We start from the raw sequence: 26,606 nt of genomic DNA, 5'->3' as shown, positions 1-26,606 counted from the left end.
TTTCATTGTTATTTTTTTAAATTAATGTTTGAAATATTTGTTGTTTGTTTACATTACAAAGATGGGGAGAACGCCGGCCCCCGGGAATGGACAAACGGACAACAGTCTTGTACATTTTTCCCCTGGCATATATTTATAGATCTTATGCTAAACCATAACTAACCAGAAATTGGACTTTTAGCCTATCTAGCATTTGGCACAAAATCTTTTCCCGCAATACATAAGGCAAATATCCAGGGTACATTTAATCATAGCAATTAAGGAAATGGGAATTGCATAGGGATAAATTTTACGCTATCCGAATCGTAATACCGTACTTGTTGGAGACTGTAGTATACCTGAATTTTGTATGAAAATTTATACAATGGAAAAGGAATTTAATTTCAATAGCGAACTATCCGGCAAGATTGCCATGGTAACAGGTGGAACCAAAGGCGCCGGAAAAGCAATTGCCGAAAGGCTACTGGCAGCCGGGGCACAGGTAATCATCACTGCAAGAAACAGGCCTGAAGAACCCAATGATAAGCTGTATTTTATTTCGGCAGACCTGAGCAAACCCGATGGAACGGCAAAAGTAGTAACAGCGGTATTATCAAAATTTGGCAGGCTCGATATCCTGATTAATAGCCTTGGTGGTTCAGAAACTCCGGCGGGTGGTTTCGCTAATTTAACCGATGAACATTGGGAAGAAACATTACAAACTAATCTTTTAGCGCCAGTAAGATTAGACAGGGCATTTTTGCCGCAAATGATTAAACAAAAAAAAGGGGTGATTATCCATATCGCATCTATTCAGGGCAAACTTCCATTATATGAAAGCACACTACCCTATGCAGCAGCAAAGGCCGGACTGATCAATTATAGTAAGGGACTTTCCAAAGAGGTTGCCCCAAAAGGAGTTCGGGTTTTAACAGTTTCTCCGGGCTGGATCATGACTGGCGGCTCAAAAAGAATGATGGAACGCATATCGCAAAGCGAAGCGATTTCGATAGAACAGGCCACACAAAGTGTAATGAATGCACTTGGCGGCATTCCATATGGCAGGCCGGCAATGCCTGAAGAAGTTGCTGAACTTGTTGGGTTTCTTGTTTCACCAAGGGCTAACTATCTTACCGGAACCGAATTTGTTATTGATGGAGGCACCATACCCACCGTTTAAAAATTACAACAATACCAGCCTGGGTTGCATTTGGGATAAATTTAAAATGCTGACCGAAATCAACCTGGGCATAATTTAGCTAATACTCAGTCAGAAAAAATCAGGCCAAGTGCGGATATCCTTTCAGAATCACACGCTTCAAACTGTCCTGATACTCATCTCCCCAATTTCCAATAGCGGCGATCACCGGTATCAAGGTTTTGCCAAACTCTGTAAGTGAATACTCTACCTTTGGTGGCATCACCGGATATATTGTTCTGATAACCAATTCATGTTCCTCGAGTTCCTTTAGCTGAATATTGATTACCCTACGACTTGCATCAGGTATTTTGCGCTGCAGCTCGCTCGGACGCAAGTAACCCTCGTTGATAAACCACATCAACCGCATTTTCCATTTGCCATAAAGTACCTCTCCAACTAAATCGAGGCCACAGTTTAAATTTGGAAAAGTTTTTTTCTCGTACATCTAACAAAGATACATGTAGGCCATTAATGAAACAATACGGATAAATTTTTCCCTATTCGAATCGTAATACCCTACTTGTGCATCCCGCCAGTACTACCGAAATTTGTACAACAATAAGTTAATCTAAAAATAAATATCATGAACTTACCAAAATTAATAACAGCCCTAGTTGAAGCGCAAAACAGCCATGATGCTGTAGCCTATTCCTCACTTTTTTCAGAAAACGCCGAAGTATTCGACGAAGGAAAGAACCATATTGGAAGAACAGCAATTAAAAAATGGATTGAAAATTCCAACCAACAGTATCAAACTACTTTAAAACCGATTAGCTATAAGGAAGCTGAAAAAGGGTCGATATTTACAGCTGAGGTTTCGGGAACATTTCCAGGTAGCCCGGCCATTCTTAACTTTAACCTCGTTCTTCAGCAGGGTTTAATTCAATCGCTTAAGATTACTGGCTAATGCTAAACATCCAGAAGCCATAAAATCGCATCAATGCCGCAATATTAGAGCACCCCTAACATATCTAAAAACAATGATTTGGCATAAAAAAACCGCACTTTAAAATGTTCAAAGTGCGGTTGTACCGATAAGCAGGAATACTTTGAACATTTAAATCGCTTTTTATTGCTTATTGAACCAATAATCGAGGATTTGGAGAGAAAAGGGTTCATTTAAACTGCATGATAAAATTAGATTAATTTTGATGAACAATACCTTCAGAAGGTTATGTTAGAACAAAAAAGTTGGCAAATGTAAAAAATTATAAGTAATGCTAAACTTATGGTTTATGGCGCTAAGTAGTAGTAGCACACTAATTTCCAGTAGTAACCTTGACCACTTTTGTTGTTATAGGTATAACTTTCGAAAGTGGTGCATGCTTTATGGTGGACACATTTTTTATCTCTTTTTTTTCTGCTGTTTTTGATGATTTTTCGACATTAATTTTTTTGGCAAGTGTATCGGTTTTAGGATTTACCGTTTCTTTTTGAAGGACTACCTTTTGTGCCTTAAGGCCGGTTATAATAAACAGTGCGCTTAAAAGTGTTAGGATCTTTTTCATTTATTTTTGTTTTAACGGTTAGAGTAAGGGTTAATGATTTTCAGGTTCTCAAAAGTGAGCTTATTTTTACTTATCCTTAGGTTTGATTGCGATTTTGCTCGAATCGGAAGCTACAGCGGGTATGCTATCTTTTTTTTTCTTATTTTTCTTTTTAAATAAATTGTTCAGTTTTTCTCCTACTTTGTTTATTGCCTTATCGGTAGCATTGTCTACTGTTTTATTTACAGCTCTGTCTACTACTTTATCGGTTGATCGGTCAACTGAACTTCCTACAGCGGTTTTTGTTTTTTCTTTAATTTTACTCAATACTTGTGCTTGTGCTATCCCTCCTATACCAAGGGTAAGGAAAAAGATTAAAATTACTTTTTTCATAGTTTTACATTTTTTTATGGTAAAATTAGCTCGAACAAACATGAGGGTCAATCATTAAAAAAGATGATTTTCAGGTCAAACTGGTGTTATTCGCCTATCTGTGAACCATTTTTGGTAATCTATACCATAATCACCGCCATAATTTATACATATTTCAGTATGGGCTTTAATATTTTCGTAGGCCGTAAATACCATTAGGCGTTCTTCTCTGTTTAGCACGTATTCGGCGTTGGGGTACTGCTTATGGTTGTACATGGAACCAAAACCCATAGTTAACGATAATGAATTCGCTTCCTTATCGAAATAAAAACTATAGTCCATTAATGCTGTGTTGCCTAAGTCAGCAAATTCTTCCGCAGCAATAATGATAACCGGACAAACCTCTATAATCTCTCCTTCGGAAATACTTGTATAGCAAAATACCCCCCTGCCTTTTCCCTTTATTTTTCTTAAATACAATTGCTTATTCATCCTTCGTCTGAATTGGGGAAATACACATCTCTTCCATCGTTTGGTTTACCATTATAATTAATGGTAATCTCACAACCTGCTTCGATGGTTTTATAGGCATAGATATTAATCACATTCTTTTTTATGGAAAAGGTGTAAATGGCATTGGCTTCAGGCGAATGGTTATAGAATGAAGCATAACCAAAACCAAATGCAGCTTGTTTTTCAGAATTACCCAACAAAAAGTAATAATGAAAGAGTTTAGTAAATCTTAGGGTTTCTTTTTCATCGTTCGATAAAAAAATAATGGGAGCTTGTTCTATCAACTTCCCTTTCTTTATGCTGCTTTTGGCAAATACCCCACGACCATGAAGCACGCTTTCCCTTACTTCGATGTGTTGTGGTTGATTAATTTTTTTACAGAACAGCATTAATTTTTCCTTTGCGTTGTATTAGTATCTTTAGCAGGGACATTGTTTTTCAAGGCATGCTGTTGAGCCATTTTAGCATCTTTTGCTGCCATTTGTGCGGCTATCTTAGCCTCGGCCTCTTTTTTTGGATCAACGTAACTTGCCTTTGGGTCTTTGGCAAGTGCTGTTTTAGAATCATTTTTTTGAGCCATTTTAGCATCTTTTGCCGCCATCTGCTCTGCTATCTTAGCCTCGGCCTCTTTTTTTGGGTCGACGTAACTGTCCTTTGGGTCTTTGGCAGGTGCTAACTTGGCACCATCCTTTTGGGCCATTTTAACATCTTTCGCCGCCATTTGTGCGGCTATCTTAGCCTCGGCTTCCTTTTTTGGATCAACGTAACCGGCCTTTGGGTCTTTTGTTGGAGTAGAACTATTGGTAGCTTGGCTACTGCCCGGATTTACGGTTTCTTTTTTAACCACAGTTTGTGCTTTCAATGCTGTTACAAACAACAATGAGCCTAAAATGGAGAAGATTTTTTTCATGATATTTTTGATTAATTAATAAGCTTAAAAATTGGCTACAGTCTTATTCAAGTATATTCCTTACCGCATCGAAATCGAAGTTTTCGGTAAAATTTTCTACTAAACTCTGTCCAAGTGGGGTTTTGATGTAACGGTAAGTGAGTTCTATCATATACGGTTTTGCTTGGTCTTTTTCTGCCCCCTTAAAATAATTAGGATTATACTTATAGAGCGTTGTACCTCCTTTAGTGTCCCAAAAACCACTAAAGGTAAATGAACCTGTTTTTTGGGCATCTTCTTTGGAATCGGCATTGAAAACTTCTACGGTGGAATTATCATTTGATCCTGGTCCAAAATTATTCTTCCAAGAGAACCTTTCTGTTTTAGGTTTTACAACTGCAGGCTCAGCAAACCAAGCCATTGTATTCTCTTTCAATGCTTTTTGAACGATTGCTTTTTTAGTTTCTATTTTTTGTTGCCAATCGGGATATTTAGCCTTTCCAGCCACTAGGCTTCGTTTGCCGCTTTCGTACAGCTCTGGATATTTTTGAGGATTTTTCATCATTCCCGCAGCTTGCTTTTCAATCTCTTTTATTTTATCGGCTATCATTAAACCTTCTCTTTCGTAATAAACCAATAAAGCCTCCAGGTATTCTTTACGTGTTACTGGCACAAATAATAAAGCATTTGGTTTTGTTAAATACCAATGGCGGGTCATAAATACACCCCTATTCCCTTGTTTAACAGTTGCCTCGTCTATGTCTTGATAAAATCCTTTTCCATTATTGATATTTTTTAAGCCATCCATTTTTATGAAATTGCACAAGGCGATAAACTGACCATTGTATTTCATGGGTGTTTCATAAAAGTAATTGTCATTAGCGAAACTGTAAGCTGGCTCTATACCTGTATAGCGATTTACGTGGGCTCGAAAAACATTTGCGTATTCGCTGTTGACCATCATTTTATTTTTAACACAGATATATTCATAACAGCCCAAGTTAAGATCATAACTAGCCAATTGATATTGATTAGCAATTATTGTTGGCTTATTTGCTGAAAAGCTGGTTTTTAGAACACATCCAGTAAGATTATACTTACTCCGGCTTTGTTTTTCGAGTGTTTCGATTTTTGTGAGCACCGTATTCGCCATCGTTTTATTGGCGGTTGTTCCCAAGCCATTAAACCAATTTGCTTTTTGTTGTGGGAATTCGAAGTGAGCAACATCAATTTGTTTTCCAGGCAGACCTTCTAAATCTTTTGATGATACGCATTCCTGAGCATTTACTTGTTGCATCAGCACCAATAAGGCGGTTGCTATTTTAAGTCTTATTATTGTTTTCATCTGTTTATATTTTATTTACCAAACCCAGTAATGGCTCCAGTCATACTTCCCGATATTAAACTCATTCGCCCAGAAGCACCTGCAATGGTGATGCTTGGGTCGTTTACTATACCCGCTGGGTCGCTTACCGTATCTGAGCCAGCTGTTACCTTAGCTTCTCCATTTACATAAACATCTTCAATTCCGGCACTGCTAAATTCTATACCCATACCTGCTTTTACAGAGGCTTCTACCTGTAAAGGACCTTTGCCTGCAGCATAACTCTTATTTATTACGTTAGTTTCAACTCTGCCATCAACAAAACGGTTATTCCCTTTATTGTCCGACATAAAATTGAGATCACCACTGAACCTTCCTGCATCAAATTCAATTCGTGCTTTTCCGCATTCAAAAATTTGCTTATAAACTCCAAAATCTAGCGTTGTCTTGTATTTGCAGTGCAGTTCGTCAAAATTGGCGAGTTTATAGTTAGAACTTTTATTCTCAACTTGAGGACATTTGCCGTAGATATTCGTTGCCAGGTATCGGGTATTGCCTAGGGCTTCCATCCATTCCTTTTTCGAGGCTATTTTTGTGGCTTCAAATGTGGGATCATCTTGTGTGAACTGCTTCCAGTATAATTCTTCGGTAATTTTTAAATACGTTTCATGTAAGTATTGCTGATAGGCTTCTTCTAATGGTTTATTATAAGTTACATAAACCCATTCACTATATTTTTGTTGAACCACACAATTGTCGAACCCAATATTTTCACCTTTTTTTGCTAACTCAGTTTCTTTATCAGCAATAATACTATTTTGTTGTTCTATACTCTTTTTTTGTATATCGTTTTTAGCCTGAAAATCTTTTCTTAGCAAATCTATTTTTTCCTTTACCTTTTTTAAACGAAACATCATACCGCCATCCTTTTTCATTTCGTCCAGATTTTTTTCGGCAATCTTTCTATAGATGTTGTCGGTTCTCGAATGATAAGCCTTTATTGCCTTTGCCCCATCTTTCCCTTTTTTTGTATTGTATTGTTCGTACATCTTCTGTGCTTGCTGTGCATTTGCCTGCTGATAAGGTATGAGCTCCTTTCCCAATTGCATACTTTTATCGTGCACCTGTTTTAAAAAGGTATCCCACTCTATCTTCAATTTTAGTTCCTCGGTATATGATGTAGGGACATCAGGGCGTATAAAATTCTTTAATCCGAGCGGATTTGGGTCGGGTCTAAAAGGTTTGCGCATATCGCTAGCCTTTACCGAATAGCCTAGCTTTTTAAGCATATTCACCTTGTTCGTTGAAAAGCTGTAGGCCAATGAATTTTTCATTTTTTCAATCGCTTTTGCAGTGTTGCCTTTACTTTGTTGTATTAAACATTGTGTATAGTTTGCCTGTGGATGATAAGCAAAGGCTTTTGCTACTTTTTCTAATTGAACATTGGCTTTATCTGTTTCACCTAAATAAAACCAGGCTTGACCAAGATTATTAAGAATAGTTGTATTGCCTGGAAACTGTTTGCTTAGATAGTCTAAGATAGGAATAGCCCGATGGGGTGCTCCTCCCATACTTAGCATAGCTGCGAAGTTACTTAGTAAATCGGTATCATCAGCGTTATCGCTACAGGTTTTGCTCATTATATAAATTGCTATTTCGGGTTGTCCAGTACTCCAAAAGCCAATAGCAACATTTTCAATTGCATTTATTGGACTATTATTTTTCTTATAGTAATTATAAAAAGACTGCCCAATTGTTTTCGAATCAGCTGATATGCCCTTTTCTATATAATCATTTAGTGACTTTATATACACGGGAACGGTAGTTGCCGTTAGCGTTATTTTTGGAATAGCTGCGATAAGTACTGTATTTCTAGACGGTACACCAAATGCACCACCACTGTTTACCGCTGCTTTCACATCAGCATCGGTAATACCTGTTGGAATAGATGGCACTTTTGTGGACATTCCCATCTGCTCCATCATTTTTTTCTGTTCAGGAGTAAGCTTATTTAGCTGCTCTTGTGCTTGCTTTATTTTATCTTGCATTTCTTTTGTGGTAATTGGATTTTTCGATTGAGCAAAAACAATCGTAGAAAATAAAGTAGCTATAATTAATGTGCTTGTTTTTTTCATGGCTATTGGATTAAATTTTATTTCAGCTTTTTCTAATTCAACCGGCAACAATTTTGGCAAAAGGCAAACATTAATACTTTGATTAAATTCAACTTAAGCTAATTCAATTGCATATGTGCGCACATTATTTTGGCAACAGATGAGATCTTTTGCCTGGTTGGGCTTCAAAAAAAGATGAATAATTATTGGCACCAGGACTGCCATCACGCACTGTGTTTTGTATATGGTGCAGCATTAAGGCATATTCTTTATTGCCTTCCCAATATTCAATTTTAAATGGATAGGTTATTTTTTCCAATTTTCTTGTCTGTGTTTTTAATCGTTTTAACCGGCTTTCTAATACTTCCCTAATATGGCTATCGCTCATTCCATTGTTAATTTTGCCGACACTCCATTCTTCATTGCTTCCTTTTAAAGGAGTTATGGTTAGTTGATTGCCGCTGATAGAATAGGTACCAGTTTCATATTGGAGTACATTTACAGGGTTTACAGCAAAGGCGGATGCGCCATTGTAAACAAATTGGTAAGTACCGTCGGCATTGAACTTATATTGCAAAAACCAAAAGCCTCCAGAGTAAAAACCACCTGTGGCATTATAACTAGATGGAAACTTTTCGAGCGAGTAAGCTTGCCAGGTTGTACCCGCAAGTTTAGACTTGTTTGTTGCAACCGATGATGCTTTGTTGTTTGCATTTTGCGATGGCTTTGTCAACTTTAATGAATTAAGGAAAGTTGTTAAATCGTTTTGATAGTTTTTCGTATTCGTCATTAAAATTATACTGACCGTTTGGCCAGCTCCAGTTGCCGTAAGCAAAGTAACCAAACCTGTATGTCCAGCATCGGTATAGTTTGCACCTCCAGAAATAATATCCCAGCCGTTTTCATTTATTGGCGAAGACATTTTAGGGCTGCTATTTAACTGAACAGTCCCTTTTACCAGGTTATCCCAATGGTTATTAAAATTTTCATTAGCAGAAGCTGTAGAAGCACTCGTTTTGATGATCACAGCAACAGCATATGCGCCGCTTTTCTTATCAGAAATGGATAACTGTAAACCACCTTCTTTTAGCTGTTGCTCCCAGCCATTGGGCAAGGTGTAAGAAACAACATCGAAGTTTTGCTCCTTTTCCTGTGCATTTGTAAAAAACCCACAAAGCATCGTCAGTAAAATAAGTGCTAGTTTTTTCATCGGTATAGGATTATTAATGAATAAAATTACATCACTCCTAAATCTCGAACAATCATTAAAAAAGATGATTTTTAATACACTAAGAATTATTCCAGGTAGAAGTTAATGATTACAAACCAACTTTAAACCCTGGTGGGTTATCGATAGGTGACTTGTCTATATCTCTTGCGGTGTATGAAAATCGATCTTGGCTATAGACCCCATCTCTCTGTGTACTTTTATTGGGATTTAGATACAGCACATTGTCGTTACTTCCCGAAAAGTATTTAATCTCAAAAGTATACGTGGTTTTTTCTAGCTTAAAATCTGATGCTTTCTGTCTGCTTCCCCATAATGTTGTTTTATTATCCTTCTTGCTCCACCATTCGCCCCTTCCTTGGCTTGGAATAACCGTAACTTGATTGCCGTGAACAACATAAGTTCCACTCTCGTAAACAAAAAGTATTTCTTTTGTCCATGCCGACCAATTTTTTGTGCGAAAAATATAGGTGCCGTCCTTTTTAAATAAGTACTCCTTCCTAAAATAGCCCGCAGTGTATTGCGGATAACCATTGGCATACCCACTCGTTTCCAACAGATTATAGCACCATAAACCTACAATAGATGAACCGTTCGTTTGAGTGCTGCTTGAAGTACTTGCATTTGTGGTCGTATTAGGTGTTATCTTTTTTAATTCCAACGAATTGAGAAACAGCGAAAGCTCATTTTGATATAACTTGGTATTGGTCATTAAAACCACACTCATAGTTTGCCCTCCGCCTGTAGCCGTAAGCAAATTTGCCATACCTTTATTTCCACCATCGGTATAATTGGCGCCACCAGAAATAATGTCCCAACCGTTTTCTTTTGTAGGTGCAGAAATTGTGGGATTGCCATTTACCTGTACTGTTCCACTAACTAATTTCGCCCAATCGTTATCGAAATTTTCATTAGCAGAGGCGCTAGATACACTTGCTTTGGTAATGATTGCAATCGCATAAGCTCCACTTTTCTTATCTGTGATGGATAGCTGCATACCACCGCCATTTTGCTGTTGCTGCCAGCCTTTAGGCAGGGTGTAAGAAATAACATCGAAATTTTGTTTTTGGGCAAAGCTTTTACAGCTTACAATAAGCAAAAGGCCACACAACATGATTAATTTTATAGATTTCATTCGTTTATCATTTTTGAACCGGAAAATATGCCTTTAAAACATTGTTGCTCAGGCTTTGGTCGCCAAGCCTGTTAATGGGGTCAAGACTTAGCATTACTTCAATCTTGTCAGTTTTACAAGCATCGGGCTTACCCCAAAAAATTGATGTTGGATGTAGCGTTTTAGCAATAAAAGATTGGCCAGGTTTTAAAGTTCTGTCTTCATCACTTGAGTAAGTTGTGCTACTAAAAAAGTTGCCATCTGGCTTATATACATAGAGTAAGTTTGTAACACCACAAGAAGAGAGCTTACAATTTTCGGGTTCTATTTTACAATGAACAATGTAAGCACTTTGCTCAGTAACATGCCCCTCATGGTCACACTTAGAGTAACCGATGGGCTTTAAAAATACACTACTTGTACCTACATTAGTAATTTTACAGCTTATCGTATATAAGCCTGTTACAATGTCTTTCTGTATCTGCAAATCAGATAGCGCCAAGTCTTTTTCTTTCGGAAGTCTGCTCAAGGCCGTTTTTGAAATGGTTGTAGGCAAGGCAATTACCGGCGTTATTTGCTGTACATTACTTTTCTTTATTGTAGGTGTTGTTTGTGCATCGCTACTTATTGCAGCAGCAATAATTAAGCATAGGATAAATATTTTTTTCATAGTTATATAGTTTTAATGATATAAAATTACATCGCTCTTACTGCATGGGCAATCATTAAAAAAGATGATTTTTAATCAAATTCCATTAATAATATCCTTACTTACTGTGTTTTAAGGTTTACCATGTATTTATTTTTGATCTCTGGAATGAGTGCAGTTAGTTTCTTGATCCTTGTCTCATCCGAAGGATGTGTCGATAAGAATTCGGGCATTTTATTTTTGTTGCCGGCATTCATTCGCTGCCAGAATGGAATGGCTTCATCGATGTTATAGCCTGCCATGGCAGCAAATATTAAACCCAACCGATCGGCTTCGCTCTCGTGCATACGGCTATTCGGCAGTGACAATGCAAGATTAGAGCCTACCATGTACAAGCCAACAAATAAGGCTTGGGTTTCGGCCTTCTTTTCTTTCAATGCCTCTTGTAGCACAAGGCCTCCAAGGTTAATTAGCAAGCTTTGGCTCATACGTTCGTTACCATGGCGGGCAATAGCATGGGCAATTTCATGTCCCATTACCACAGCAAGTGCATTTTCATTTTGTGTATAAGGAAACAAGCCAGTATAAACCATCACTTTACCACCTGGCATACACCATGCATTTACAGTTTGATTATCCACGGTATGATAAGCCCATTTAAAATTTTTCAGGTCTTTGCTCAAATTATTTTGCTGTAGATAGGTTTCAACAGCCTGTTGGATTTTTACCCCCACCCTTGTCACCTCTTGGGCCCTTGCATCAGTATTAGAGAGTGTGGGACTGTTTTTTACGATGGCATCATAGGTAGTAAAAGCCAATGTATTGAGCATGGCATCGGGCACTAAATTCATTTGCTTACGACCAGTGATAGGTACAGTTTTGCAGGCCGAAAGTGCGATAAAAAGCCCTGTTAAAATCAACGAAAATACCCTTTTCATTATTGCCTATTTTATTGTTTTGAGTAAATCTTGTGCCTTATTGCCAAATACAGGCAATGGCTTTTGTTCGCCATTAATGGCATTGAGCAGTGCAATAACCCAAAGCACCAAAAAACCTAGCATAACAAGACTAAACGACGTAGAAATGATCCAACCTAGGTATGGCGTAAAGGCAAATAGCATTTGGACGATAGCAGTAAAAAACATGCAAAGCATCAGAAATAAAGATTGTCGAATATGAAATATAGCCAACTGGCTTTTGTTATTGCCATATTGAATATAGCTAATGATCCATCCAATAATGGTAATGTAGCTGATGATAGCGATAGATTTACCATCTACCGAAGGCACAGGATTGGTGATTTCTTCGTTATTCATGGTGTTAATAATTTGTAATTAAAAATTGATTTCCTTATAGTTGATTTACTAATTAATAGGCCTATTAGTGATGGACGGAGTTAACGTGTTAAAATACTGATCGGTTTTGCAGTACAATTGCCATTTTTTAAAATCGAGGTACATGTTTGAATCGGTAAAATAGATTGTTTTGGAACCTATTGTTGGATGCGGATTTCCATTTTTATCTTTAAACTCTAGCGTTACACCCACTTCTTCAATTTTCCAGGCATCCAAAGCGAAAAACGGTCCATTACCTACGGTATTGTAGTTAATATCGACCATAATTCCGGCTTGTTTATAGTTGGCGAGGCTGTTAAAGTTCTGATCAAAAGATGCTGCTCTAGGCAAAGTAAAGCTGTTGGTGCTCCATACTTTTAATTCCGACTTATAATTTTCTTGGTTGTAGCCTTTTCGCCAATTGTCGGTACCAGCCGCTGGGTAAACCCTTAAAATTATGGAAGATCCATTTTCCTTATTATCCTTACCTGTTTTAACAGTAACTTTTGCAACAGCCAAAAAATAATCGGCATCGGTTAATACTGGCGACGGAGTTTGTGTTTGAGATGTACCCGTCGACTGTTGTGTACTCCCACTGCTACCCTGTTGTGTACTTCCGCTATTACCATGCTTTTGTATTACAGGTTTTAGAATTTGCGAAGTAGGTTTTATTTGAGCTTTTGCAGTAAAAGCCCCAATAGTTAGCACGAGGCAGAAAAATTGTGTTTTTAATGTTGAAGTTTTCATATCATAAAAATTTAATGAAGTAAAATTAGAATTACGGGAAAAGCGCATCAATCATTCAAAAAGATGATTTTCATAATTCCATTCTTAAAAAATCATTAAAAAAGAGGATATAAAATATCAGTTTATCCTATTTTATTTGCATACAGAAAAATGTAAATTAGGGTATGAGAGCATTCCGTATAAATTCATACAAACACAGATTTATATGGCCATTATATTTTAAATGTTCTTAACGAAAATAGTTCCTATGAAACAACTAGTAATAAGCTTATTTATAATATTATGTTTTCTAAATAGCCGCGGACAAGACCTGCAAAAAATTGATAGCCTTAAACGGCTATTGAACAAGTCGAAAGAAGATACTAGCAAGGTAAAATTACTTTTAGCCCTTACGTCCGAATATCAAGATCACGATGTGAAAAAGGCAATGAGCTATGCAAAAGAAGGTGGTCAGTTGAGCAATAGACTTAACTATATGGCAGGCAAACTAAAGTATAGTAAAAGAATGATGTACTTACATGCTACGCTTACACAACATGATTCTGCTATATGGTACGGCAAACAGATTCTAAAAATTGCTACGGAAACGAAGGATTCTCTAAACATGGGTATTGCATACTATACGTTGGGGGAACGATACAATTTTAAATCGGATTATGAAACAGGGATAGCATATAGTTTGAAAGGCTTACGAATTATAGAGCGGTTAGGCACTTCGCCTGAAACAAGAGCCACTTTAAATGGAAGTATGGCGGCAAATTATCTGATGATAAAAGATTATAAGAAATCGATTGAATTTGGCGAAAAAGCTGAAATGCTGGATAGAAAAAACAAAAACTACAAAAGTCTTGCTTCTACCTTAACAAATTTAGGCAACGCCTACGACGGATTAGGACAGGAAATGAAAGCACTTAGTGCTTACAAAGAAAGTTTATCGCTCTGCGACAAATACAATTATCCAAGTTTTGTTGCCATGAATTGTGAAGGGATTGTAGAAATTATGGATAGGCAGAATAAATTAGATCAAGTAAAATATTATGCCGAAAAAGGACTGGCAACAGCTATCAAAATAGAAGATAACTTTAATATTATGTCCTGCTATCAAAATTTGTCTGTTTATTATTTAAAAACAAATCAACACGCTAAAGCTAAAGAATTACTTTTTAAGGCACTTGATATCAGTAAGACCAATGATTATAAAGAAGCAAGAGGAACAATACTACAAAGTCTATCTAACGTGCTGTATGCAGAGCGCAATTATGCGTTAGCATCTCAATATCAAAGAGAAGCTTCAAAGATTAGAGAAGATATTTTTACTGAATCAATGGCACAAAAACATGCCAATGAAGAAGTAAAATTTGAAACGGAAAAAAAAGAAAACCAAATAAAGTTACAGACGGCAGAAATACGTCAAAAGAATATTCTTAATTACTTTTTGATAGCCGGAACTACTGCTTTTCTCGCCATTTCTATCCTAAGCTATCGCAACTACAAGCACCGCCAAAAATTACAACAGGCAAAAATTGATGAATTGGAAACCGAAAAACAACTTACCGCTACTGAAGCCGTACTAAAAGGTGAAGAACAGGAACGCACCCGATTAGCCAAAGACTTGCATGATGGCTTAGGTGGTATGTTAAGCGGCATAAAATTTTCATTAAATAACATGAAAGAAAACCTAATAATGACGCCCGAAAATGCACATGCTTTTGGCAGAAGTATAGATATGCTAGACAGCTCTATTAAGGAAATGCGCCGAGTAGCGCACAATATGATGCCCGAAATACTAGTAAAGTACGGTTTAGATATTGCTTTGAAAGAATATTGCGAAGAAATGGACCGTAGTAGTATGCTCCATGTAAATTATCAATCGATAGGCATACATCAGGCGGATATACCCCAAACTACAGCGATTAATATTTATCGCATTATACAGGAACTGGTTAACAATAGTATTAAACATGCCCAGGCAAAAAACGTACTGGTGCAATTACATCAATCTGAGCAAGAAAAACTATTAGCCATTACCGTAGAGGACGATGGAAATGGATTTGACACGAATCAGTTGAAACAATCAGAAGGCATGGGTTGGCTGAATATTACAAACCGCATCGAGTTCCTAAAAGGCAAGATTGATTTGCAATCTGAACCTAGTAAAGGCACATCCATAATGATAGAAATTAACATTTAATACAGGTGATGAAAACAGGAATTTTCGTAGTTGATGATCATTATATGGTAATAGAGGGTATTCGCTCTCTGCTACAAAATGAAAAGACACTTGACTGGATGGGACATGCCACCAATGCCGAATCTTGCCTAAGTTTTCTTAAACTACACCAACCTGATGTTATTTTAATGGATGTAAACCTTCCCGATAAAAGTGGAATAGATTTATGTAAAGAAGTTAAACAATTATATCCCGCGATAGCCATCCTCGGATTAAGCACCTTTAACCAGCAAGCGGTGATCAAAAACATGATAGATAATGGTGCCTCTGGCTATGTATTAAAAAACGCCACAAAAGAAGAACTCTTAGAAGCCATAAACAGTGCACTAAAAGGCAAAATATACTATAGTTTCGAGGTTTTAAACTCATTGAGAAAACCAGAACCTAACCAACTCCTCATTACCCGAAGAGAAAAAGAAGTATTGTTGTTAATTGCCGAAGGATTAACCAATGCAGCAATAGCAGAAAAACTTTTCATTAGCATTCCAACCGTAAATACACACCGCAAAAGCTTGTTAGAAAAATTTGATGTAAAAAACACAGCCATGCTAATTGGTAAGGCAACAAAATTAGCGTTGATTTAGTTCTCGTTTTCATATTATCCTGATTTGGGAAACCAAAGATTGTATAGCATCTCTTTTTTGAGCACCTGCATACGGAAGAGGATAGGATGATGCTGATAAAGAAAAATGACGACTTCTAAATAAATAACTTAAAACTTGAGATTTGAAAAATATAGATTTTTAACTGATAGTTCAAATGTAATCTTCCATTCCCCCTTAATCACAAAAGCCTTTAGCAGGAATACTTTGAACAAGGCTGAGATAGCTTAGAACGACTATTTTACGCAAAAAAACCGGACTTTTTTATGTTCAAAGTCCGGTTGTACTCGTTGAAAACCTAGTGTCACACAGTTTCTTGAAGGATTTGGAACTTTTAGCCAACATTGCGGGTGGTCCTGTTGCAGAACCCCTTAGTAGGGATTTTAAGAAAAAGTATCAGCGTAGATTTACCCAGAAAGAAAGTCCAGAGCTTCCATTATCAAAGATTTACGAGATGTATGGCTGTGGTTACCTGAACAAAAAGAAGCCGAAAGAATAATCGAAAAGTCAACATATGTGTATGTTTTGGTGTGTATTTTTTCACCAAAACATACACACTGGTGAATATCTTAGGTTTTAGAATCAAAAAATATCATTCAAGTTGGCAATATCTCCCAAGCCTTGGCTCTCCTCCTCAATCCACTGATCAGCCGCGATCAATTCTTTAATTAGAATTGATTGACTATCGGTGAAGATACTAAGATCCAAGCCAGAAAAATCCCGATTAACTCTCCATTTACTGAAATGATAAGGAGAGTCTACCGGAAGCCTTCTGGAACTAACTGCAGGTTCAAGTATACAGACAGTCGTGCCCTTCTCTGCCAGAAGCTTTTTCACATTCCCATAAATCCTCAGACCATCATAATCCCAATCGCAACGATAGTAGATTGGAAGACTTAATTTGTCCGCGGAAAGATTCGCAAGAATACCCGTGTTGTTACCTCCTACATACCAAAGCTCATATCCCCTTTCAATAGCAGTCTCCGGACATTTCAGATTATCAAGATTCTCACATAAGATAATACATACTGGAACCGGACAGTCGACAACCAGTCGCCAAACATGATTTTTAGGATCGCTGGCTGGAAACTTCTCTACTTGCAAAAGGCGTAATACCGCGTTACGAACACTAAGGTTATTTTCTAGGTATTTAGAGCTATTAAATAACTGACTGGCAAAAGTCCTCTCGGTAGTCAGTCCGGCCGCAAGTTCAGCCCTATTGCGCTCTATGTACATCAACGTTTCTAAATCATACAACTTGTAGGCTCTTCGACCATCCGCCTCAACCCCTGTCCTGTTAAAAAATGCCTGATAACGTTCATGTACATTCAGAAAATTCTGCAAATAAAAATTATCGAACAAGCCCGTCCCTTCAATAACATTCAAATTTCCTGACCTGAACCTTAATACTCGCTTCTCCTTCCTCAGCCGTTCAAAATACGGATTCGCAAATAGCTTGGATCTAGTATTACCTTTTTCATAAACCTGATGCAACGCTTTAAGTTGTGGCCAGGTCATATCTATCTGCAATAAATTAATCCCCATGTCTTTCGAATGTTAAAATTGGTCCGCCTCACAGAAAACCGCGAATGGGGTATAATTCACATCTTCGGGCACTTCCTTGTTGTTGCTTAACATATAAATGTACTGCTCACCTTCTCTGAATTTGCCCAATGGCTTAATTCCCATAGTAAGTATCTGGTAATCAAAATCTCGTGCTATATCATATAACAAATCGAAATTACTACCCAGTCCCTCTGCTTCATCTATCGGCATAAAACGGATGCCCGGAGGGGGATCTTTATGGAAAGAACTTTTATTTACCAATGATAACCGGGCTATGCATAATAACGCGATGGCGGCATAGACCTGACCAGTACTACCTATATTGGTCTTTCCCGAAGCATGGGACTCCATTTTAAAGGTCAATTCAAAATAAGAGTTAGGATTTAATAAATCTTCTACACTGGCTTTAACTGCCCGATGCCCCCCAAAAGTCCGGAATGCACTTATCATTTTTTCTTCCAAGCTCATACTGTTATTTAACAATTCAGCTAAGGTTTGTCCAGTAGCAAAAAGAGTATTCTCTTCAGTCAGTTTTTCTATATAACCATTAATCCATGTTTTAGGATAACTTGTAGAAGCACTGGCACGTAGTGAAACCCGGTGTCCGCCGGTGATTTCTCTAGAGCCATTGTCCAGAAAATGATGAATTTGCCGGATAGTATCTTCACGTTTACCTACCTCATCGAGTACCTCGTCCAAAATTTCTCGGATTTTCAGAAGCTTGCGATTATTCAAGTTTTTATTCTTGTCGTTGATCTGAACGAGATATTCACCAATAACTTCAATTGCACCTTCATTCTCCATGTGTTCACCTAAGAAAGCCTCCGGCAACACTACAGTACACAATTCCTTATAGCTCTTTATCCGTTCAAATCGGTATCCTTCTCCAGCGGCAAAATCCACCACCAGCTCGGAAAATTTCTGTTCATATAAACCTTCTGCAACCCTGCAACTAGTTTCCTCCTCCTGAGGATACTCTAATAACCCAGTGGAACACGTAGTGTCATCTGGTAAATTTTCTAGCACCATCGCAGTTTGACTGAATACTTCTTCTTTTTCCTTGACACACTGTTGCCAATCAGCCATTTGGCGTTCGATATCCTGCATCTTAATTTTTTGCTGGCTCGACAAACTTAAACTATAGATCCAATCTGATTTTACTGGAGCTTGACGGAATTCCAGTTTTAACGCTTTAAGTGTTTCCTCCAGATCTGACTGAACCAAATCGAAAAATGTGCTATTTAATATTTCCAAAGTATTCTTAGTCTTCACATCATCCAAATAACCAGTAAGTTGGTGTAAGGTTGTTTTGATTGTGCCAACCAATTTGTCGTAGGCACGAATCGAATCTTCACTTTTTTTCCATTGTGACTCAGCCTCTAGATATTTTTCATGAATTTCATCAGCCTGATCCAGCAAAACCAATCCAGCTTCAAACAATACACGGTCAATGTTCAAGGCAGGAACCTCTTCGAACTCCAGTGCTGAGTCGCCAATAGTATAGATTTTCATAAACTCAGGAAAACGCGGTTGATCCAATATAAATGACTTGAATGAACCAAGCTCTGTCAACTCCTGATTCAATTTGAACACTTCCTGCTTCAAATCCTTTGTTATAGTAGCCAGTAGATTTTTCAGTTCCTCATTATCTTCAACAGCGAAAAGTCTCTTTCTTACATAAGGGATAAACTGGCTAATCTCTCCCATATTGATCCAGAATCCATTTTCTTCCTGAACAATACGATCGGCAATTTGAAATAGGGCTTCTGGATTTGCCACATAGCGATCTTGCTCTGATCTGGGAGCTAAAACCGGAAGATCTTTAAAGAACATCAACAAACTTTCTACCTCCAAGGAATAGGATCGGTAATGTTGTATTGCCCAATTTCCCAGTGATCCTTCATTGGTCAGTTCTGTGAATGCCAACAGCTGCCGTTTTTGTCCTATCAAAAACTCCTTTTGAGAAATATCCATCTGAACTGCTTCAAGTATAAGACTTAATCCATCATGCTGATGGTAACAATCAAGGAATTTCTCGAAACTGTGTTTTATGACTTCTCTTCCGATTATTGACCACAGCTCATAAATATACTTTTGTTGTTGATAGCTACTATAGACATTCATCAAGTCAATGTCTAGTCCAAATTTATCCCTCAAATTGCGAAACGGAGAAACCTGTTGTTCCATACTAAAGCTATGATGATAATGTATTTTGGCAGCTTCAACTTCACGGTTTAAGGTAGTGGTGGTTAGATCCACCTGTTCCAACTCATCCAATAACATGAGATTGAGAGCTTTGAGTGTAACTACTGTGTCGACATATTCCATACTGCTCTCCCGGAAACTTTGATATTCTTCATTAGCCCTATACACTGCAAAAGCACATCGCTTGGTCCAGAAATCCAGCCGCAACATATCCATTTGATCCTTAAGCTCCTCAAGTACCTTCAAAGCCTGATACTTTTTAGTTACCAGTTCGATATCCTGCTGATTTTGTGCATGTTCTTTTAAGGTCAGCTGCAGTTCTTCCACAGCTTTCCGGTATTTTCCAGTTATCTCCTTCGCCTTTTCATTCCCAAACAAAAACCGTTTAATACTCGCCGAATCACTGATGTCAAGACTTTTTCCCCGTGAAAACGACTGTATAATTAAAGCATAGTCACGTAACACCTGTGGACTCTGGCTAAGGTCAATCGATAAGAGCTGATATTTGTATAGAAAAGCGTGAAATTTCTTTCGCTGGGACATGCCGTGATAAATCAAACCACGTTCTTCCAAAGACTGCTTCAGCCATTCCAACGTAGGGATCTGATCATTAATGCAAATATCGGAGACACTCACCGGCCGGTCGAGTAGCTTCAAATCATGTTCGTCATAACCCGCCTGGATCACAAAGGATTTGCTGTGCGGAGAAGAAGATTCCAGGTAAGCACCGAGCACTAAAAATTGTCCAGCCTTCACCTCAATATTAATCAGGACATATGCCATGTCCGTACCTCTGCTTCCTGATGTACGCAGCACCATTCCCTCGACCTCTCTTTTTTCCAACGAATCCGTGCCAGATTGAAATACCTCTGAGCCCACAAAAACTAATTGTATGAGATCCGCAATCATACTTTTACCACAGCCACTGTCTCCAACAAAATCGGTACGAAAGCCATGTAACTGGTAATCAAATTCCTGGTGTTGACGAATACCTAGAGTGGATAAACTATATAATCTCGGGTATTTTTTCATATAATTAACTTTTGATAAATGATTCCAAATCGTTGATATAATCACCATACACTTTACCCAGTCTTGAAAAGGAAGGCATTACGTCAAAAAAATCGTCCTCCATTACAATCCAGCCAAGTTTCTTAAATTCTTTCAAAGCATCAAGTACTACATCTTTCACCTTATCGTTGCCAAAGGTAGTCGCATTACTCCTTCTTAACTTTGCAAGCAAACGATAAATATCCTCCATGAATTCCTCATAGTCAGTTACAATAATTGAAAGCAATTTTTCAACTGAAGTCAGTTCCAGATTCCTGTCATTATAAATGATTTTATGGATTAGAAACCCTGCTATTACATACTCAGCACGCAGAAAATATCGATGCTCACCATCAATATTACCCCTGTCCTGACCATTGAAATCTAAAAAGTAATAACGATCTGCCCCCTCACCACCGGAACTGAAATTCAATTTGTAATACTGCCGGTAGTAGGCCTCAAGGCTCTTAGCATTTTTTCTTAAAAAATAATATTGAGCAAACTGATGATCCCTTTCCTGAAAATGCATGCCATCTTTCAGCTGAAGATCCATTTTAGCAAAAATTTCTTCGGCCTCCGGGTCTTGGTAAAACTTCAGTGCCTCTAGTGCCTGTAATTGACTTTCATTTCCCATAAAGCGATTTTTAATTGTGGGTGTTTAATTTTTTTCTGGTCTACATGTATGTACAGGTGTCGGTCCTGCCCGGCCTTACGAATCAAAGCATAAGCGACATTCAAAGCTAGTTCAACCGAACCCGACTCCTGGTCAACAATATCAAAAAAATAACCAGAAAACAAAATTTCGCCCTGACTGGCGGCAGAAAGGATTTCCTCCAGATGCAGGTCTACCTTTCTATAAATCATCAACTGATTGCGTGCAACGACCAAACCCTTGGCCGCCTCAACAGGATTTTCCGTAGGTCTGATACGTTGTTTTGGCTTAGCGGGAAAAAGATCTTCGCGACGTTCAAATATTGTAAAATTAGAAGTGTGCTGATGAAAACGGAAAAGCGGTATTCCGACCGGCAATTCTACTTGCTTTTGATCGGATAAACTAGAAGCTGACAGCAAAAGCTTTAAGAATTTTTCGATCCGGATGTGAAAGGACGGCTTATTTAGCATGCCGAAAAACTGCCGTAGTTTAGGCTGTATTCTGTCTAATCGCTTATCGATCACGTTCAGTGTGTATTTCACCTCAGGAAAAAACTGCCTAACCTCTGCGATACTACCCGCAATTTCATGTTCACTCACATTGAGCAAGTGTGATTCAAGCATGATGTTGATGATTTTCATTTCTCGGAATGCAGACCTGAGCTCTTCATTTTGGGTGCGAAGTTTATCCAGCTTCTGATCGATGGCTTTCAAAATTTCCATAATAGATACATCCGAAAGCTGCGCAGTCGCCCTGATCTCCTGTACAGAATTGTCGATCTGACGTTCCAATCTATCAACCTGACTGCGCATTCTGGGCTTGAAAGCATCAAAATAGGTATCCATCCAAACCTTAACCTCATATTGGTCCTGGCACTCTTCTAATTTACTTCTTAACGCATTGCATATATGTTCGATCTGCGTAGGGTTAAAATTAGCCCTTAGTGTCTCTTCCGCATGCCGGCAAAAAGACTCCGCGTACTCTTTAAGCGTATATACCTGATCATCGATATTATACCTTAAAAAATATACCTGCAAATCACTAATCATCGAATTAAACTTCTGCTGGGGCAACCGATCATATTCTTCCTGCGAAATCATCAGTCTAGATCCTTCCAACGCATTGTAAATATCCGATTCACTGAAACGGCCTCCCGAAAAAACACCAGCGCGAACCTTCTGATACAGATTCAAAATTGCCAATCCTTGCTGGAGCGAAGGAAAAAGCAAATGATATGTGCCTTCCTTATGAATTTCATGAAGCAAATCAAATTTGGAATTTTCTGTTTGTTCAGTGAGCATGTGGTGAAATTGCTAGTGGTTTAGTTGCTATTTTGTCTTAATATATAACTTTTTCATCCGGATATAACAAATAAAGCCATTTACTCGTAATATTTTTAATCCCAAACCAAAAATATAAGTCAGACGCAATCGCGAGTACCGTTTATATTGACGACATAGTTAAACTACTGTCCTCAGAGATGCTAAACAATCACTTTGCAGCGAAATGATTTGTTAGTTTGTTTGCGGAATCGGTGACCATAATCATCTATTATGATGTGGTATTTACTGCATTGCTAATTATCGTTTGTATTTTTCCTCATCTACACATTCAATTCAGCAAGGCAAGTAATCACCTAAACTCTAAAATACAGATTATCAAACCCTTAATTTTGAGACAGACTAGACATTACACATCTCGATGTTCAGCACATCCTATAATAGTTTGAATGTAAAATGTAGGAGCCAACCAGTGACCAACCTAATTTTGAATTATATACAGGGGTGTAAAATTGAGTTTTAGACCTCTGCTAAAGATATACGAAAACTGAAATTTTCAGGGAGGATTTCCCTGGCATATATCACTTCATTTAGAATAAAAAGATAAATCAACAAAATACTCACAATCAACAAATTACCACAAAAAATAACAGTATTCAGGGCAAATATGTGTGATTTTAGGGTAATTTAGATAAAAAATAGGCCACATTTTTGATTTTTATTAAATATCTGATTTACAAAGCATTAGAACAATAAACTATCTTAGCGATTTTGCCTATATACTCTACTCCTTGACAACCTGCTATCACTGGATTTTGTGAAGGATATGGAGAAATTAGCCAACATTGCGGGTGGTACTGTTGCAGAACCCCTTAGTAGGGACTTTAAGAAAAAGTACCAGCGTAGATTTACCGAAAAAGAAGGCCCAAATATGCCTTTATCTAAAATTTACGAGATGTATGGGTGTGGTTACCTTAATAAAAAGAAGCCTGATAAATAACTTTAATTCACTTTATGTGTATCTTTTGGTGTGTATATTTTCACCGAAAGGTACACACTGGTGATTGTTGTCCTAATCGGAAATATTGAGATGAAATATATCTTTGAGGTGATAATAGATCTGCTCTTGGGGCGTAGTGAATGCCCCAAATTTCTCAATGGCATACTGGTCAAAGCTGATCATCGATCTGATCAAGTTCTGCGGAGTACCGACTTTTTTAAACCGTTGCTTTTCGCGTTTCAGGTAATAGTGATACCCCTTGATAAGTTTTTTAAGCATCATCTTGTCCTTGGATAGCAACGAAATATTATCCACGAAGAAATCCGCCTGGATCATCGTTAGTGGCATTATCTTGTTAAAATCTGAGTCAAACTTCGAAAACGCCACATCTGCCTTTTGGCCGACATAATCATTGATCCCATAGGTGGTCGCCTTTGGGTCGGTGCAAATAATGACCGGATAGATATTGAGTTTATGTGAACTATTGCGGATCTGCAATAGCTTTTTATCGTCCTGCTTTATGTAAGTTATATACCTATCAAGTTGTGATATCCCCTTTTTGCCTACCACATAATTTTTATCTACATGCTTTTGGAGTTCTTCAGCACTTTGCTCATCAAAAATACGATAGTGCTGTGCCACCGATTTTATCTCTAAGACAAAGACGTCAGTCTCATTAACAATTAGGGTAAAGTCAGCCAAAAAAATATCGTCGGATTCAAGCAGCCTTACCGCTTGCTTCTCCAACGACCTCAATAGGGTTCCCATGAGAAACTCTTCATAGTACTTCTTGCCAAAATGCGCAAGCAGTCCATTCATATCCTTAAAACCTGCTAATTTCTGATAATTGGTCTTATAAAACAGCAGGTACATAAACGCACGTTCGGAAATCAGGGAAAAGTTACGATGGTCGATAACGTATATGGTACCTGTTGAAGTTTCAAAGAAAGGCTTTGACAGCATCATCCCCATGTTGAAATTCTCTTCGCTCGCCACCTTTTTATTAATAAGTAGTTCCATTGGTTCTAGATAGGACAGCGAGGAATCCTGCCGTTGAAGCTGAGGAACCAATGCCCTACTCCTTTCCAGGAAATCGAAGATGTGCCTTAGGGACATGATGAAAAAATAAATGGTTTCAAGACCTGTCCTTTCTCTAAAGCTTTTTTGTAGCGCTATGAAATCAGCGCCCAGCGATTTTTGCAAGAAATCCAACATCAAGAGGTGCTTGATCAAGCCAGTCCGGACAAAATCCACTTTGGATACACGGCTTACACCCTGCATCATCACCAGTGTCCACATCAGTTCATGGTTCGTGAAAGATCTGTCCAAGATCCTGTTATCGTAATAGTGCTCATTATAACTGAGCAGTACGTCAAATATGCGCTGCTCGTACTGCCCATCATTTAGTTCCCTGGTAATCTGGTTGTCCTTGAGACTTTTAAATAGATCCAGCACAATCTTATCGATCACAGCGGATTGAACAAAAGTAAAGCTGTGACCACTGCCAAGAAATGCTTTGAGTCTTCTGGCCTTTTCGGGCGGAAGGTTTCCGATGATATTTTCTACGGCTCCATCTTTTTGGTGCTGATACCGGTTCCTGTCCAAAGAGTTTCTAAGTCCTATCATAGTTAAGATCACAATTTCAAGATCATATCCTCTGATTATCTCTAGTGGTTCTTTTGGAGTTTGATGACCCGGATAAAAGGTGCTGTAGTCGAGAACGGGTGTCAGTCTTTTCATCTTGATTAGAATTTTAGGCCATCTTTAACCTTTTAATTTCATTTAAACTTAAAGAAATAAAAATTTAACCATACGATCACTCGCCTTATCAAACGAGCCAATTTGGATAATCCTGTTTGCTTCTTGTATATTAGCTCATAAAAATAGATACATGACATTTGAATTCGTTGCTGACCCGAAGTTTAAAGAATTACTTCAAAGGGATTATAAAGAACTGAAAGGTTGTCTGGAGATACGTGCAACAAAATCGGTACTTGTTTTATCGGGAAGTATAATCGAAGCGATGCTCATTGAATATTTTCTGCAATTTTTGCCAACCGGTCAAACCGCAGCATCTATTTATAAATTGACTTTTGAACAGTTATTAGACCTCGCAGAATCTCAAGGTCTTTTAACCAAACGAGAAAAAAATCTTGCCTGGGTCATCAAAGACTATAGAAATCTAATTCATCCAGGCCGAGAGATAAGAAAAGCTGAAAAGTTTTCGATAGATGATGCGAATATTTCTCATTCATTGATCGGAATCGTTTCCACCGCAATTGAAGATAAATACAAACAGACGTATGGATATGTAGCTGAAGACATCATTCAAAAACTTAAAAATGACTGGCAGTTCCGCTCGGTTTTTGACAAAGTAGTTATAAAGCTAAATCAGACTGAACGCGTAAAGCTGTTGTCGATGCTGATTAAAGCTGAACTCTATGATAAGTCTTTTTGGGATACCTTTCTGGGTGAAGGTGAAATTCCCCAAAAAGAACACTCTAACCTGGACTCCACAAAGGAATTCGTCGTTGCGGTCAAACCGCTTGTACCTCACGAAATCATCATCCAGCATTTAAAACAATTGGTTAACGAAATTGAAACTGGTGATCAAACCAAAGCATTTATTCTTTTCAATCTGTTTCATGAAGAACTAAGTTACTTATCCAAAGATGAAGTAGATATGGTGGTTGTCTACATATTTTCTTTGTTTTCAAGTATATTGGAACATAGTTCAGATTTAGCTGAAGAAAAAACATTTTCAACCATCGGTAATTACATAGGATCTGCACAAACTCAGAAAGCCCTTATCGAATTCGGCGTGTTCTGTGCGGTCAATTTTGGCGGAAAAAAGTTCCAATCTGAAATGGAACTCTTTGACCAGGTATACAATGCCCTTTCTAATGAAAATAAAACGGTTTTACAAGCAGAACTTACTTCGTTTTTAAGTCCGGTAGAAAACTTACCCTCAGATATTAAGGATGGGTTCTTCAAAGAAATGCTGGCAAGAGGAATCATCAAGGCTTAATGCGATTAGGTTTCAATATTTTCGAGTTCATGGCCAAACAGT

The 26,606-nt window shown here is 37.9% G+C and carries 24 protein-coding genes; 5 read left to right on the top strand and 19 right to left on the bottom strand.

Features of this window, described 5'->3' with window-relative positions; all coding sequences use genetic code 11:
• The first annotated feature begins 349 nt into the window (after positions 1 to 349).
• Positions 350 to 1,159 (top strand): SDR family oxidoreductase, encoded by an 810-nt coding sequence (locus ABIE26_RS18020; RefSeq protein ID WP_310144403.1) that lies wholly within the window; start codon positions 350 to 352, stop codon positions 1,157 to 1,159.
• 100 nt (positions 1,160 to 1,259) lie between these two features.
• On the opposite strand, the gene ABIE26_RS18015 is transcribed toward ABIE26_RS18020, so the two are convergent.
• The gene (locus tag ABIE26_RS18015) at positions 1,260 to 1,625 is read right to left on the bottom strand and encodes a winged helix-turn-helix transcriptional regulator (protein ID WP_310144400.1); all 366 of its coding nucleotides are present in this window, start codon (positions 1,623 to 1,625) and stop codon (positions 1,260 to 1,262) included.
• Between the two features lie 138 nt (positions 1,626 to 1,763).
• Here ABIE26_RS18015 and ABIE26_RS18010 point away from each other — a divergent pair, with 138 nt between their 5' ends.
• A complete protein-coding gene (locus ABIE26_RS18010; RefSeq protein WP_310144397.1) occupies positions 1,764 to 2,087 on the top strand; it encodes a nuclear transport factor 2 family protein in 324 nt (107 codons plus the stop codon).
• Positions 2,088 to 2,439: 352 nt separating this feature from the next.
• On the opposite strand, the gene ABIE26_RS18005 is transcribed toward ABIE26_RS18010, so the two are convergent.
• The 13 genes from ABIE26_RS18005 to ABIE26_RS17945 form a co-directional block, all read right to left on the bottom strand.
• On the bottom strand, positions 2,440 to 2,688 hold the full coding sequence (locus ABIE26_RS18005) for a hypothetical protein (protein ID WP_310144394.1): 249 nt from the start codon (positions 2,686 to 2,688) through the stop codon (positions 2,440 to 2,442).
• Between the two features lie 66 nt (positions 2,689 to 2,754).
• Entirely contained in the window at positions 2,755 to 3,060 is a 306-nt protein-coding gene (locus ABIE26_RS18000; RefSeq protein ID WP_310144391.1) for a hypothetical protein, read from the bottom strand.
• Between the two features lie 75 nt (positions 3,061 to 3,135).
• Positions 3,136 to 3,531: an SET domain-containing protein gene (locus ABIE26_RS17995; RefSeq protein WP_310144387.1), complete on the bottom strand. Its 396-nt coding sequence runs from the start codon at positions 3,529 to 3,531 to the stop codon at positions 3,136 to 3,138.
• Positions 3,528 to 3,941, bottom strand: coding sequence for an SET domain-containing protein-lysine N-methyltransferase (locus ABIE26_RS17990; protein ID WP_310144384.1), 414 nt, complete (start codon positions 3,939 to 3,941; stop codon positions 3,528 to 3,530). Before ABIE26_RS17990 ends, ABIE26_RS17995 begins: the two co-directional genes overlap by 4 nt.
• Positions 3,941 to 4,462: a hypothetical protein gene (locus ABIE26_RS17985; protein ID WP_310144382.1), complete on the bottom strand. Its 522-nt coding sequence runs from the start codon at positions 4,460 to 4,462 to the stop codon at positions 3,941 to 3,943. Before ABIE26_RS17985 ends, ABIE26_RS17990 begins: the two co-directional genes overlap by 1 nt.
• A gap of 43 nt (positions 4,463 to 4,505) precedes the next feature.
• On the bottom strand, positions 4,506 to 5,786 hold the full coding sequence (locus ABIE26_RS17980; protein WP_310144378.1) for a hypothetical protein: 1,281 nt from the start codon (positions 5,784 to 5,786) through the stop codon (positions 4,506 to 4,508).
• Between the two features lie 11 nt (positions 5,787 to 5,797).
• Entirely contained in the window at positions 5,798 to 7,960 is a 2,163-nt protein-coding gene (locus ABIE26_RS17975; protein WP_310144376.1) for a hypothetical protein, read from the bottom strand.
• A gap of 64 nt (positions 7,961 to 8,024) precedes the next feature.
• Positions 8,025 to 9,089 carry a lipocalin family protein gene (locus tag ABIE26_RS17970; protein WP_310144373.1) on the bottom strand — a complete coding sequence of 355 codons (1,065 nt, stop codon included), beginning with the start codon at positions 9,087 to 9,089 and terminating at the stop codon, positions 8,025 to 8,027.
• Between the two features lie 109 nt (positions 9,090 to 9,198).
• Entirely contained in the window at positions 9,199 to 10,242 is a 1,044-nt protein-coding gene (locus ABIE26_RS17965) for a hypothetical protein (RefSeq protein WP_310144371.1), read from the bottom strand.
• A gap of 7 nt (positions 10,243 to 10,249) precedes the next feature.
• On the bottom strand, positions 10,250 to 10,891 hold the full coding sequence (locus tag ABIE26_RS17960) for a hypothetical protein (RefSeq protein ID WP_310144368.1): 642 nt from the start codon (positions 10,889 to 10,891) through the stop codon (positions 10,250 to 10,252).
• A 101-nt stretch (positions 10,892 to 10,992) separates the two neighbouring features.
• Positions 10,993 to 11,808, bottom strand: a complete 816-nt coding sequence (locus tag ABIE26_RS17955) for a M48 family metallopeptidase (RefSeq protein WP_310144366.1) — start codon at positions 11,806 to 11,808, stop codon at positions 10,993 to 10,995.
• Positions 11,809 to 11,814: 6 nt separating this feature from the next.
• Positions 11,815 to 12,186: a DUF4870 domain-containing protein gene (locus tag ABIE26_RS17950; protein WP_310144362.1), complete on the bottom strand. Its 372-nt coding sequence runs from the start codon at positions 12,184 to 12,186 to the stop codon at positions 11,815 to 11,817.
• Positions 12,187 to 12,234: 48 nt separating this feature from the next.
• Positions 12,235 to 12,951, bottom strand: coding sequence for a hypothetical protein (locus ABIE26_RS17945; RefSeq protein WP_310144360.1), 717 nt, complete (start codon positions 12,949 to 12,951; stop codon positions 12,235 to 12,237).
• A 247-nt stretch (positions 12,952 to 13,198) separates the two neighbouring features.
• Here ABIE26_RS17945 and ABIE26_RS17940 point away from each other — a divergent pair, with 247 nt between their 5' ends.
• Together ABIE26_RS17940 and ABIE26_RS17935 are read left to right on the top strand one after the other, a co-directional pair.
• Positions 13,199 to 15,142, top strand: a complete 1,944-nt coding sequence (locus ABIE26_RS17940) for an ATP-binding protein (protein ID WP_310144357.1) — start codon at positions 13,199 to 13,201, stop codon at positions 15,140 to 15,142.
• An 8-nt stretch (positions 15,143 to 15,150) separates the two neighbouring features.
• Complete coding sequence (locus ABIE26_RS17935) at positions 15,151 to 15,765, top strand: response regulator transcription factor (protein ID WP_310144354.1); 615 nt, start codon at positions 15,151 to 15,153, stop codon at positions 15,763 to 15,765.
• Between the two features lie 600 nt (positions 15,766 to 16,365).
• Here ABIE26_RS17935 and ABIE26_RS17930 read toward each other — a convergent pair.
• From ABIE26_RS17930 to ABIE26_RS17910, 5 genes are all read right to left on the bottom strand, one after another.
• On the bottom strand, positions 16,366 to 17,328 hold the full coding sequence (locus ABIE26_RS17930; protein WP_354376232.1) for a hypothetical protein: 963 nt from the start codon (positions 17,326 to 17,328) through the stop codon (positions 16,366 to 16,368).
• Positions 17,329 to 17,340: 12 nt separating this feature from the next.
• Positions 17,341 to 20,586, bottom strand: a complete 3,246-nt coding sequence (locus tag ABIE26_RS17925; RefSeq protein ID WP_354376231.1) for a hypothetical protein — start codon at positions 20,584 to 20,586, stop codon at positions 17,341 to 17,343.
• Between the two features lie 4 nt (positions 20,587 to 20,590).
• On the bottom strand, positions 20,591 to 21,238 hold the full coding sequence (locus tag ABIE26_RS17920) for a condensin complex protein MksE (RefSeq protein WP_354376230.1): 648 nt from the start codon (positions 21,236 to 21,238) through the stop codon (positions 20,591 to 20,593).
• Entirely contained in the window at positions 21,208 to 22,557 is a 1,350-nt protein-coding gene (locus ABIE26_RS17915) for a hypothetical protein (protein WP_354376229.1), read from the bottom strand. Before ABIE26_RS17915 ends, ABIE26_RS17920 begins: the two co-directional genes overlap by 31 nt.
• 1,051 nt (positions 22,558 to 23,608) lie before the next feature.
• Positions 23,609 to 25,162: a hypothetical protein gene (locus tag ABIE26_RS17910; protein ID WP_354376228.1), complete on the bottom strand. Its 1,554-nt coding sequence runs from the start codon at positions 25,160 to 25,162 to the stop codon at positions 23,609 to 23,611.
• A 265-nt stretch (positions 25,163 to 25,427) separates the two neighbouring features.
• On the opposite strand from ABIE26_RS17910, the gene ABIE26_RS17905 reads away from it, so the two are divergent.
• A complete protein-coding gene (locus ABIE26_RS17905; protein ID WP_354376227.1) occupies positions 25,428 to 26,564 on the top strand; it encodes a hypothetical protein in 1,137 nt (378 codons plus the stop codon).
• Positions 26,565 to 26,606 lie beyond the last annotated feature (42 nt).

This window comes from Pedobacter africanus (assembly GCF_040548825.1).
Taxonomy (GTDB): domain Bacteria; phylum Bacteroidota; class Bacteroidia; order Sphingobacteriales; family Sphingobacteriaceae; genus Pedobacter; species Pedobacter africanus_A.
This window is presented reverse-complemented; position numbering and strand designations above follow the sequence as displayed.

Coding starts and splice junctions, on each gene's coding strand:
- ABIE26_RS17985 (WP_310144382.1), bottom strand. CDS start 4,462: ATGAAAAAAATCTTCTCCATTTTAGGCTCATTGTTGTTTGTAACAGCA.
- ABIE26_RS17980 (WP_310144378.1), bottom strand. CDS start 5,786: ATGAAAACAATAATAAGACTTAAAATAGCAACCGCCTTATTGGTGCTG.
- ABIE26_RS18015 (WP_310144400.1), bottom strand. CDS start 1,625: ATGTACGAGAAAAAAACTTTTCCAAATTTAAACTGTGGCCTCGATTTA.
- ABIE26_RS17905 (WP_354376227.1), top strand. CDS start 25,428: ATGACATTTGAATTCGTTGCTGACCCGAAGTTTAAAGAATTACTTCAA.
- ABIE26_RS17950 (WP_310144362.1), bottom strand. CDS start 12,186: ATGAATAACGAAGAAATCACCAATCCTGTGCCTTCGGTAGATGGTAAA.
- ABIE26_RS18005 (WP_310144394.1), bottom strand. CDS start 2,688: ATGAAAAAGATCCTAACACTTTTAAGCGCACTGTTTATTATAACCGGC.
- ABIE26_RS17960 (WP_310144368.1), bottom strand. CDS start 10,891: ATGAAAAAAATATTTATCCTATGCTTAATTATTGCTGCTGCAATAAGT.
- ABIE26_RS17925 (WP_354376231.1), bottom strand. CDS start 20,586: ATGAAAAAATACCCGAGATTATATAGTTTATCCACTCTAGGTATTCGT.
- ABIE26_RS17915 (WP_354376229.1), bottom strand. CDS start 22,557: ATGCTCACTGAACAAACAGAAAATTCCAAATTTGATTTGCTTCATGAA.
- ABIE26_RS17965 (WP_310144371.1), bottom strand. CDS start 10,242: ATGAAATCTATAAAATTAATCATGTTGTGTGGCCTTTTGCTTATTGTA.
- ABIE26_RS18000 (WP_310144391.1), bottom strand. CDS start 3,060: ATGAAAAAAGTAATTTTAATCTTTTTCCTTACCCTTGGTATAGGAGGG.
- ABIE26_RS17910 (WP_354376228.1), bottom strand. CDS start 25,162: ATGATAGGACTTAGAAACTCTTTGGACAGGAACCGGTATCAGCACCAA.
- ABIE26_RS17920 (WP_354376230.1), bottom strand. CDS start 21,238: ATGGGAAATGAAAGTCAATTACAGGCACTAGAGGCACTGAAGTTTTAC.
- ABIE26_RS17945 (WP_310144360.1), bottom strand. CDS start 12,951: ATGAAAACTTCAACATTAAAAACACAATTTTTCTGCCTCGTGCTAACT.
- ABIE26_RS17990 (WP_310144384.1), bottom strand. CDS start 3,941: ATGCTGTTCTGTAAAAAAATTAATCAACCACAACACATCGAAGTAAGG.
- ABIE26_RS17930 (WP_354376232.1), bottom strand. CDS start 17,328: ATGGGGATTAATTTATTGCAGATAGATATGACCTGGCCACAACTTAAA.
- ABIE26_RS17935 (WP_310144354.1), top strand. CDS start 15,151: ATGAAAACAGGAATTTTCGTAGTTGATGATCATTATATGGTAATAGAG.
- ABIE26_RS17995 (WP_310144387.1), bottom strand. CDS start 3,531: ATGAATAAGCAATTGTATTTAAGAAAAATAAAGGGAAAAGGCAGGGGG.
- ABIE26_RS17955 (WP_310144366.1), bottom strand. CDS start 11,808: ATGAAAAGGGTATTTTCGTTGATTTTAACAGGGCTTTTTATCGCACTT.
- ABIE26_RS17970 (WP_310144373.1), bottom strand. CDS start 9,089: ATGAAAAAACTAGCACTTATTTTACTGACGATGCTTTGTGGGTTTTTT.
- ABIE26_RS18020 (WP_310144403.1), top strand. CDS start 350: ATGAAAATTTATACAATGGAAAAGGAATTTAATTTCAATAGCGAACTA.
- ABIE26_RS17940 (WP_310144357.1), top strand. CDS start 13,199: ATGAAACAACTAGTAATAAGCTTATTTATAATATTATGTTTTCTAAAT.
- ABIE26_RS18010 (WP_310144397.1), top strand. CDS start 1,764: ATGAACTTACCAAAATTAATAACAGCCCTAGTTGAAGCGCAAAACAGC.